The sequence below is a fragment of the Candidatus Bipolaricaulota bacterium genome, from assembly GCA_021159055.1.
Lineage (GTDB): Bacteria > Bipolaricaulota > Bipolaricaulia > UBA7950 > UBA9294 > S016-54.
In genome coordinates this window covers 1-8,378 of sequence record JAGGSO010000078.1, presented here as the reverse complement: position 1 = coordinate 8,378, position 8,378 = coordinate 1, and the positions used below count along the sequence as shown (strand labels likewise).

Annotated in this window: 8 protein-coding genes; all 8 read right to left on the bottom strand. The window is 65.1% G+C overall.

Annotated elements, in window-relative coordinates; genetic code table 11:
• Positions 1-251 precede the first annotated feature (251 nt).
• Positions 252-2,096 carry a tRNA uridine-5-carboxymethylaminomethyl(34) synthesis enzyme MnmG gene (mnmG, locus tag J7J55_03975; GenBank protein MCD6141862.1) on the bottom strand — a complete coding sequence of 615 codons (1,845 nt, stop codon included), beginning with the start codon at positions 2,094-2,096 and terminating at the stop codon, positions 252-254.
• A 7-nt stretch (positions 2,097-2,103) separates the two neighbouring features.
• Positions 2,104-2,847 (bottom strand): slipin family protein, encoded by a 744-nt coding sequence (locus tag J7J55_03970; GenBank protein ID MCD6141861.1) that lies wholly within the window; start codon positions 2,845-2,847, stop codon positions 2,104-2,106.
• Positions 2,848-2,913: 66 nt separating this feature from the next.
• Entirely contained in the window at positions 2,914-3,573 is a 660-nt protein-coding gene (locus J7J55_03965; GenBank protein MCD6141860.1) for an HAD-IB family phosphatase, read from the bottom strand.
• A gap of 7 nt (positions 3,574-3,580) precedes the next feature.
• Complete coding sequence (locus J7J55_03960) at positions 3,581-4,753, bottom strand: adenosylhomocysteinase (protein ID MCD6141859.1); 1,173 nt, start codon at positions 4,751-4,753, stop codon at positions 3,581-3,583.
• Positions 4,737-5,327 carry a class II aldolase/adducin family protein gene (locus J7J55_03955; GenBank protein MCD6141858.1) on the bottom strand — a complete coding sequence of 197 codons (591 nt, stop codon included), beginning with the start codon at positions 5,325-5,327 and terminating at the stop codon, positions 4,737-4,739. The genes J7J55_03960 and J7J55_03955 overlap by 17 nt, the downstream gene beginning before the upstream one ends.
• The gene (gene mtnA, locus J7J55_03950) at positions 5,327-6,364 is read right to left on the bottom strand and encodes an S-methyl-5-thioribose-1-phosphate isomerase (protein ID MCD6141857.1); all 1,038 of its coding nucleotides are present in this window, start codon (positions 6,362-6,364) and stop codon (positions 5,327-5,329) included. Before mtnA ends, J7J55_03955 begins: the two co-directional genes overlap by 1 nt.
• The gene (locus J7J55_03945; protein ID MCD6141856.1) at positions 6,361-7,224 is read right to left on the bottom strand and encodes an ABC transporter permease; all 864 of its coding nucleotides are present in this window, start codon (positions 7,222-7,224) and stop codon (positions 6,361-6,363) included. The genes mtnA and J7J55_03945 overlap by 4 nt, the downstream gene beginning before the upstream one ends.
• Entirely contained in the window at positions 7,221-8,279 is a 1,059-nt protein-coding gene (locus J7J55_03940; protein ID MCD6141855.1) for an ABC transporter permease, read from the bottom strand. The genes J7J55_03945 and J7J55_03940 overlap by 4 nt, the downstream gene beginning before the upstream one ends.
• Positions 8,280-8,378: the final 99 nt, after the last annotated feature.

The window sequence follows — 8,378 nt, the reverse complement described above, 5'->3', positions numbered from 1 at the left end:
AGCACACCCGGCGGAAGAACCTCCCCTTCCGCTTCCGACCTGAGGGGACATGGCGTGCGAGGCTTCTGGGTCTACCATAACAAGGGTCTACCATTGAATTTTGTACGATGACGGGTACTCCTGATCAAGTAGAATGTCTACTTGACGGGGGTGTGGCTGTTGGGGTCGGCAGGCGTTCACGCACTGCTCGCTTCTGAAATGCCGTAAGACCTAAGCTCAGGTGTGGTGGGATAGTCTGCGTCATGGCGCGCTCAGCGCCGCAGGGTGATGGCGAGGATCGTCAGGTCAGCCTGGGAGAGTCCGGGGATGCGGCTCGCCTGCCCGAACGAGCGTGGCCGGACGCGGGCGAGGAGCTCACGCCCCTCGATCGAGATGTTCGTCAGCTCGGCGTAATCCAGGTCGTCCGGGATCGGGATCTCGTCCATCTTCTTCAGATGCGCGATCTCGCGTGCCTGCTGGGCGAGGTACCCCTCGTACTTTGCCTCGATCTCGACCTCGGCGGCGACGTCGGGCGGGATTGCGGAGACGTCGAGCAGATCGGAGAGCCGCACCGGCGGCCGACGGAGGAGCTCGTACAGGCTCGCCCCGTTCTGGTCGAGCGGTGACGTTCCCCGCGCCGCGAGCCGAGCGTTCACCGGGTGGCGCGGCCCGACGCGGGTGGTCTTGAGCTCGCGCAGCACCTCCTCGATCCGCTTCCGTCTCTCCTCCACCTGTTCGTACTGGGAATCGCTGATCAGTCCGAGGGTGTGGCCGATCCTGGCCAGGCGTAGGTCGGCATTCCCCTCACGCAGGGTGATCCGGTACTCGGCGCGGGACGGGAGCATCCGGTACGGCTCGGTGATCCCCCGGGTGACGAGGTCGTCGATCATCACCCCGATGAACGCCTCTCCGCGTGATAGGACAAGCGGCGCTTGTCCAAGGACGCTCCGGGCGGCGTTGATCCCAGCGATCAGCCCCTGGCCGGCCGCCTCCTCGTATCCGGTCGTTCCGTTGATCTGTCCGGCAAGGTAGAGTCCGTGGATCCCGTCGACCTCCAGGCTCGGGGATAGCTGACGCGGATCGACGTAATCGTACTCGATGTCGTAGCCGTAGCGCTCGATGTGTGCGTGTTCCAGCCCCTCGATCGAGTGGACGATCCGCTCCTGGATCTCCGGCGGGAACGCGGTGTAGATCCCCTGGAGATACACCTCGGCCGTGTCTCTACCCTCCGGCTCGAGGAACACCTTGTGGTGCTCCCGCTCCGGGAACTTGACGATCTTCGTCTCGAGCGACGGGCAGTGGCGCGGCCCCTCGCTGGCGACGCTGCCGTTGTAGTTCGGGGACAGGTGCAGGTTCTCGCGGATGATGCGATGGGTCTCGGGGTTGGTATGGGTGACGTAAACAGGATAGTCCGGCGGAAGCACGCGCGGCTGCGTCCAGAACGAGAACCCAAGCGGGATGTCGCTCGTGTCCTGGCGGGGGAGCCCGGAGTAGTCGATCGAATTTGCGTTCACGCGCGGGGTGGTCCCGGTGTTCAGCCTTTCCATGCGCAGGCCGAGTCTTCGGAGCGAATCTGCCAGTCCGATCGCCGGCGGCTCACCGCTCCGCCCGGCCGGGTAGGAGGTCTTCCCGATGAGGACGCGCCCGTTCAGGAACGTCCCGGTCGCCACCACCACCGCACGCGCGGGCAGGACCTTCCCCTCCCGCAGGCGCACCCCGACCACCCGATGATCGGAGACGAGGATCTCCTCGACCATCCCCTCGATCAGATCGATCCCGTCCGCGTGCTCGAACAGCCGCTTCCATTCCGTCTTGTACGCATGGCGGTCGCACTGAGCCCGGCGTACCTGCATCGCCGGCCCCTTGCTCGTGTTGAGAAGGCGGATGTTGATCATCGTGGAGTCAGTGATCAGCCCCATCCCACCGCCGAGGGCGTCGATCTCGCGGACGATCTGCGACTTTCCCGGCCCGCCGATCGCCGGGTTGCACGGCATCTTTCCGATCTCGTCGAGGTTGATCGTGACAAGCGCGGTGGCCACACCGAGCCGGGCAGCGGCCAGGGCCGCCTCGTTCCCCGCGTGCCCGGCCCCGATCACCACGAGGTCGTAGCTTGCCATCAGGAGTCTATTCCGATTCCTTCTGCTGGAAGAACTTGAAGATGTCGATCGGCACCGGGAAGACGATGGTGGACGAATTCTCCGCCGAGATGTCGATCAGGGTCTGTAGGTAGCGCAACTGGAGCGCGGCCGGGTTCCGCTGGATGATCGCCGCCGCCTCGGACAGCTTGGTCGCCGCCTGGAGCTCTCCCTCGGCGTTGATGATCTTGGCGCGGCGCTCACGCTCGGCCTCGGCCTGGCGCGCGATCGCCCGCTGCATGTCCTGCGGGATCTTTACGTCCTTGATCTCCACCGTCTTCACCTTGATCCCCCACGGATCGGTCTGCTCGTCGATGATCTCCTGTAATTGGATGTTGATCTTCTCCCGGTTGGACAGGATCTCATCGAGCTCCACCCCGCCGAGGACACTCCGCAGCGTGGTCATCGCGATCTGGCGCGTCGCCTCGACGTAGTTCTGCACCTCGACTACCGCAGCGGATGGGTCGACCACGCGGAAGAACAGGACCGCGTTCACCAGCGTGGAGACGTTGTCCTTGGTGATCACCTCCTGCGGCGGGACGTCGAGGGTGACGGTCCGCAGGCTCACCTTCACCATCTTGTCGACGATCGGGATGAGGAGGAAGATCCCCGGTCCCTTTGCTCCCACGAGTCGCCCCAATCGGAAGATCACCCCGCGCTCGTACTCGCGCACGATCCGGATCGCGTTCATGAAAAAGATCACGACCAATACAACAATCGCACCAATCGTCATCGCCATATTCCCCTCCTTTGTGTTCCGCAGTTACCGAATCGATCTTAGATGGTGGAGGCGAAAGAATCAATTATCCCGCTCGAACCGCGCGATGATCTCGGGGACGAGGGCGAGGTCATCGATCACGTAGTCGGCGATGCGGGACAGATCGTCATCCTTGGAGTTCATCGCGATCGAGAGCCCGACGATCCGCATCACCGGAATGTCGTTTACGTGGTCCCCGACGAAGCAGATTTCTTCAAGCCGGACCCCGTATTCGGCTGCGATCCGCCGCATTACCTCGTCCTTGCTCCACAGATCGACCACGAGCTCGCTCTCTCCGGTGAACCGCCCGTCTTCTACCAAGAGGCGATTAGCGAATGCGAAGTCGAGATCGAGGTCCTCCCTCACGTAGTCGGCGACGAGGTCGACCCCGGAAGAGAGGATCCCAAGGCGGTACTTGCCCCGCAGCCGATCCACCGCCTCCCTGACCCCGCGCGCGTACGGCGGGGGGAAGATCTGGGCCGCCACCTGGCTCACCGGGATCCCGGCGAGGAGGGCGGCATCCTCCTCCACCCATCTGCGATAGGCGTCACGGCGGGGGAGGTACTCAGCCAAGAGCCGCTCGGACTCCTCCCGCACCCCAGCCGCAGCGGCAATCGCCCCCCAACTCGACTCAAACTCAACCCCGTGGTAACGGACAAGTGTCCCATCGAGATCAAAGACAACCAGTTCGATTCGCCTCATCTCACATCTATCGGACACTGAGCACCGTACGCGCTACCTGGGTATCGATCTCCTCCGGGACCGGGTAGACCCGCGGGGAGAGGGTCGCTCCATTCCGGGCGAGGTACTCCAGCGAAAGTGCCTGGAGCGCGAACGAGATGTCCATGATCTCGGCCGGGTGCCCGTCGGCGACGCTCAGGTTGACGAGCTCCCCCTCGCCGAGGAGGTAGATCGTCCGCCCGTCGGCGAGCCGGTAGGCCCGGACCCCGGGTCTTGCCTCCCGGTTCTCGACCGACATCTCATCCAGCGCCTCCTTGTCGATCTCGTAGCCGAAGTGGCCGGCGTTGGCGAGGATCGCCCCGTCTTTCACGCGTTCCAGGGCCTCCTTCCCCACGACCCCCGGCTTCCCGGTCGCGGTGAGGACGATGTCGGCCTGCGCGATCCCCTCGTTCAACGATGCGACGTCGTGCCCCTCCATCAGCGCCTCGACCGATTTTATCGGATCGAGCTCGGCGACGACGACGCGGGCACCGAGGCCGCGGGCGCGAAGGGCGAGCCCCCTCCCGACCCATCCGTATCCGATGATGAGGACCGTCTTCCCCGCGACGAGGAGGTTCGTGGAGCGCATGATCGCGTCCCAGGTCGACTGTCCCGTCCCGTAGCGGTTGTCGAGGAGGTACTTCATCCGCGCGTCGTTCACCGCGATCGCCGGGATCGGGAGTTTCCCCGCGCGTTCCAGTTCCCGGAGCTGCTCGACCCCGGTCGTCGTCTCCGCGCAGATCCCGATCAACCGTGGGAGCCGCTCGATCCCGCGCTCCACGATCCTCCCGATCACCTCGCCCCCGTCCTCCACGATCAGGGTCGGGGATGCGTCGAGGAGCCGGTCGATGCTCGCCGCGTGCTCTTCGAGCGATTCCCCATGCCTGGCCGAGACCGTGATCCCGTCCGTTTCCGAAAGGGCGGCGGTGATCTCGTCCTGGGTTGAGAGGGGATTGCTCCCGATCACGTACATCTCCGCCCCGCCAGCTCGCAGCGTTAGGATCAGGTTCGCTGTCTTCGCCTCGAGGTGGAGCGCCGCCCCGATCAGGTGGCCGGCGAACGGTCTCTCCCGCTCGAACCGCTCCCTTATTCTTGCATGCACCGGCATGTGGGCCCGCGCCCAGGCTATCTTCTCATGACCGCGTTCAGCCTCGCTTTTCATGATCCTCCTTCAAGAACCGGCTCAGCCAGAAGAGCTGCGCCATCTCCTCGACCTTCTCCGCGCGCATGAGCGCCTCCTCCGGGCTGGCCCCGACCGCCACCGCGCCGTGGCAGGCGATCAGGGCGGCGCTCCGATCGCCGAGGGCAGCCGCGACCGCCCGCGCCAGGTCCCACGTCCCCGGAGGGGCGTGCCGCGAAACCGGGATCTCATCCCCGAACAGGATCCTCCCCTCGTCGTGGACGATCGGGAGAAAGCCAAGCGAGATCGCCGCTGCGGTTGCATAGGGGGAGTGGGTATGGACGATCGCAGCTACGTCATCCCTCCTTCTGTAGATCTCGGCGTGCATCCTCCATTCGGAGGATGGTTCCCCTTGGCCGGAGCGTTTTTCCCCGTCGAAATCGATCTCGATTATCTGGGCTGCAGAGAGCCTCTCATAGGGGATCCCGCTCGCCGTGATCAGGATCCCTCTCGCGGTACGTGCCGACACGTTCCCCGAGCTTCCCCGCGCCAGCCCGGCGTTCGCCATCGCGCGGGAAACCTCGAGGATCCGGCGGCGGAGATCATCCGGCACCATCATCCCTCACCATTTTCAAATCTATACGGCGGACGGAATACCCCCTGCTCGGTGATGATCCCGCTGATCAGCCCGGCGGGGGTGACGTCGAACGCCGGGTTCCAGGCGGAGGCCCCTTCCGGGGCGAAGCGGCACCCGTACGGGGCGAGGACCTCGTCCTCGCTGCGCTCCTCGATCTCGATCTTCTCTCCGGTGGGTGTATCCGGATCGATCGTCGAGGTGGGGGCGACGATGTAGAACGGGATTCCGTGATGATGAGCGAGGACCGCCAGCCCGTAGGTCCCGATCTTGTTCGCGCTGTCGCCGTTTGCCGCGATCCGGTCGGCTCCGGCAAAGACGGCATCTATCTCCTGTTTCGCCATCAGCGCCCCGGCCGCCCCGTCGACGATCAGCGCAAATGGGATCCGATCCCGGAGGAGCTCCCACGCCGTGAGCCGCGCCCCCTGCAGCCGCGGCCGCGTCTCGCACGGATAGACCATCGCGAGCCTCCCGTCTTCGTGCGCCGCGCGGATCACCCCGTAGGCCGTCCCGTATCCCCCGGTCGCGAGCGCTCCGGTGTTGCAGATCGTCATCACCCGCGCTCCGGCAGGGAGGAGCTCTGCCCCGTGCCGGCCGATCCTCCGGTTCGCCGTGATGTCCTCCGAGTGGATCCTGCGGGCCTCTGTGAGCATCGCCGCGCGGATATCGGCTGCGGACTGGGCCTTGTGCCGTGCGAACGTTTCAAGCATCCGCTCGACCGCCCACGCCAGGTTCACCGCCGTCGGGCGCGTCCCTCGGAGTGCCTCGGCTGCCTTCTCTGGATCCTCACCCCTCTCCACCGCGAGGACCATTCCGTAGGCAGCGGTGATCCCGATCGCCGGCGCGCCGCGGACCCGCATCGTCCTGATCGCCTCTGCGACTTCGGCAACGTCTGTCAGCCGGAGGACGACGATCCGCTCCGGGAGGAGGGTCTGATCGATCATGTCGATTCCTCCGTCCCGGTAGACGACCGGAGTGAATACGCCGTCGAAGCGGGGAAGCCGATTTCCTTCCGTCATTGCTTTACGTAGTGCTTTCCGAGCGCGGCGGGGACGTTCGCCCGCTTGATGAAGAAGGCGAGCGCGATCACGGTTATCAGGTAGGGGAGCATGATCGAGAACTGGCTCGGGATGAAGCTCTGCAGCCGCATCTGCAGGGCGTCGATGAACCCGAACAGAAGCGCCGCCCCAAGCCCGCCGATCGGGCTGTAGTTACCGATCACCATCGCTGCAATCCCGATGAACCCGCGCCCCCCGACCATCCCGGAGGTGAACCTCCCGACACTGTTGAAGAAGAACGCACCGGCGAGGCCGCACAGGACCCCGTTCAGGATCGTGTAGATGTACTGCGTCCGATGGACGTTTATCCCGGCTGTGTCCGCCGCCTCCGGCTTCTCCCCGACGACGCGGAGGCGCAGCCCCCACTTGGTCCGGAACATGAAGACCTGGGAGGCGAAGATGATCAGAAACGCGGCCGTGGTGATGTACCACGTGCTGATGGTCGGGGCCGAGGCGGACGTCCCGCGCCATCCCCAGACCGAGCTCGTGATGAACAGGGCCAATCCGGCGACGAGGATGTTGATCCCGATCCCGGAGACGACGTGGTTCGCCCGGAACCGGATGCACCAAACAGCATGAAGGGCCCCGGCAAGCCCCCCAGCGATCAGCGCCGCGATCAGCCCGATCCAGGCGTTCCCGGTGAAGTAGGAGACCAGCGCGGTGACGAGCGCACCGAGGACGGCCGTCCCCTCGACACCGACGTTGATGATCCCAACCCGCTCGGAGAACGTCTCCCCGAGAGCAACGAGGGCGATCGGGCTCGCCAGCCTGAGGGTGGCGAGGAGAAGCTGGACCGTGAAGATATCCCTGAGCGTGCTCATCCCTTCCTCCATCGTATCAGCATCCGGATCAGGGTCGGGGCGATGATGAAGAAGATGACGAGCCCCTGGATCACAGCGGCGATGTCACCCGGTGCCGCCCCTGAGCGCTGCACCTGCATCCCCCCTGCCCGAAGCGCTCCCATCAGAAGGGCGGCGAATATCGCCCCGATCGGATGGGCCCTTGCGATCAGTCCTCCCGCGATCCCGTCCCATCCGTAGCCGGGGGAGAACCGGCCGATGAACCTGAAGTGGGTCCCGAGGACCTCGCCCGCCCCGGCGATCCCGGCGAGGAACCCGGCAAGGCTCAACGCGAGGATCAACTTGCGCTCGATCCTGATCCCCCCGTACTCCGCCGCCGGCGGGCTCAGCCCGACGCTGCGGAGCTCGTACCCAGCCGGGGTGCGGAAGAGATAATACCAGACGACGAACGCGAGGAAGACGGCGATGACGAGCGCCATCGACACCTGGGTCGGCTTCATGATCCGCGGCAGGGCGGCGGTCGACGCAATCCTGATCGTCTGGTTCGCCCAGTACTTGGCGTCGTGGAGCGGGCCGCGCGGGGCGACGAGATAGTCGGTGAACCCGATCGCCACGTAGGAGAGCATCATCGTGGAGACGAACTCGTTCACCCCCCGCTTCGCCTTCAGGTACCCGGGGATCCATCCCCAGAACGCACCGGCGAGCCCGCCGGCGAGGAGGGAAACGAAGACGTGTAATCCGATCGGGAGATGGAGGTACGCTCCCACAACCGCTCCCACGATCGCCCCGATGTACAGCTGCCCCTCTGCCCCGATGTTGAACAGCCCGGCGCGAAACGCAATGAGGAACGAGAGAGACGTGAGGATGATCGGAGTCGACTTGGTCAGGGTCGAGCCGAGGGCGAGCTTCCCCCCGAACGCCCCCTTCCACAGGTTGATGAACACGGCGCTCACCGAGAACCCGGCGGCCCAGACGATGAACGCGCTGACCCCGAACGCAAGGATGATCGAAAGGGCGGTGATCCCGAGCTCGCGGGAGAGGCTCTCGCACTTGAGGAACAGCGCCGTCCGCTTCAACTTTCCTCCGTCTTTGATCCGCTCAGCATCAGCTCCCCGAGCTCGCGACGGTTGGTATCCTCCGGATCCTTTATCGCCACGATCTCCCCGTTATAGATC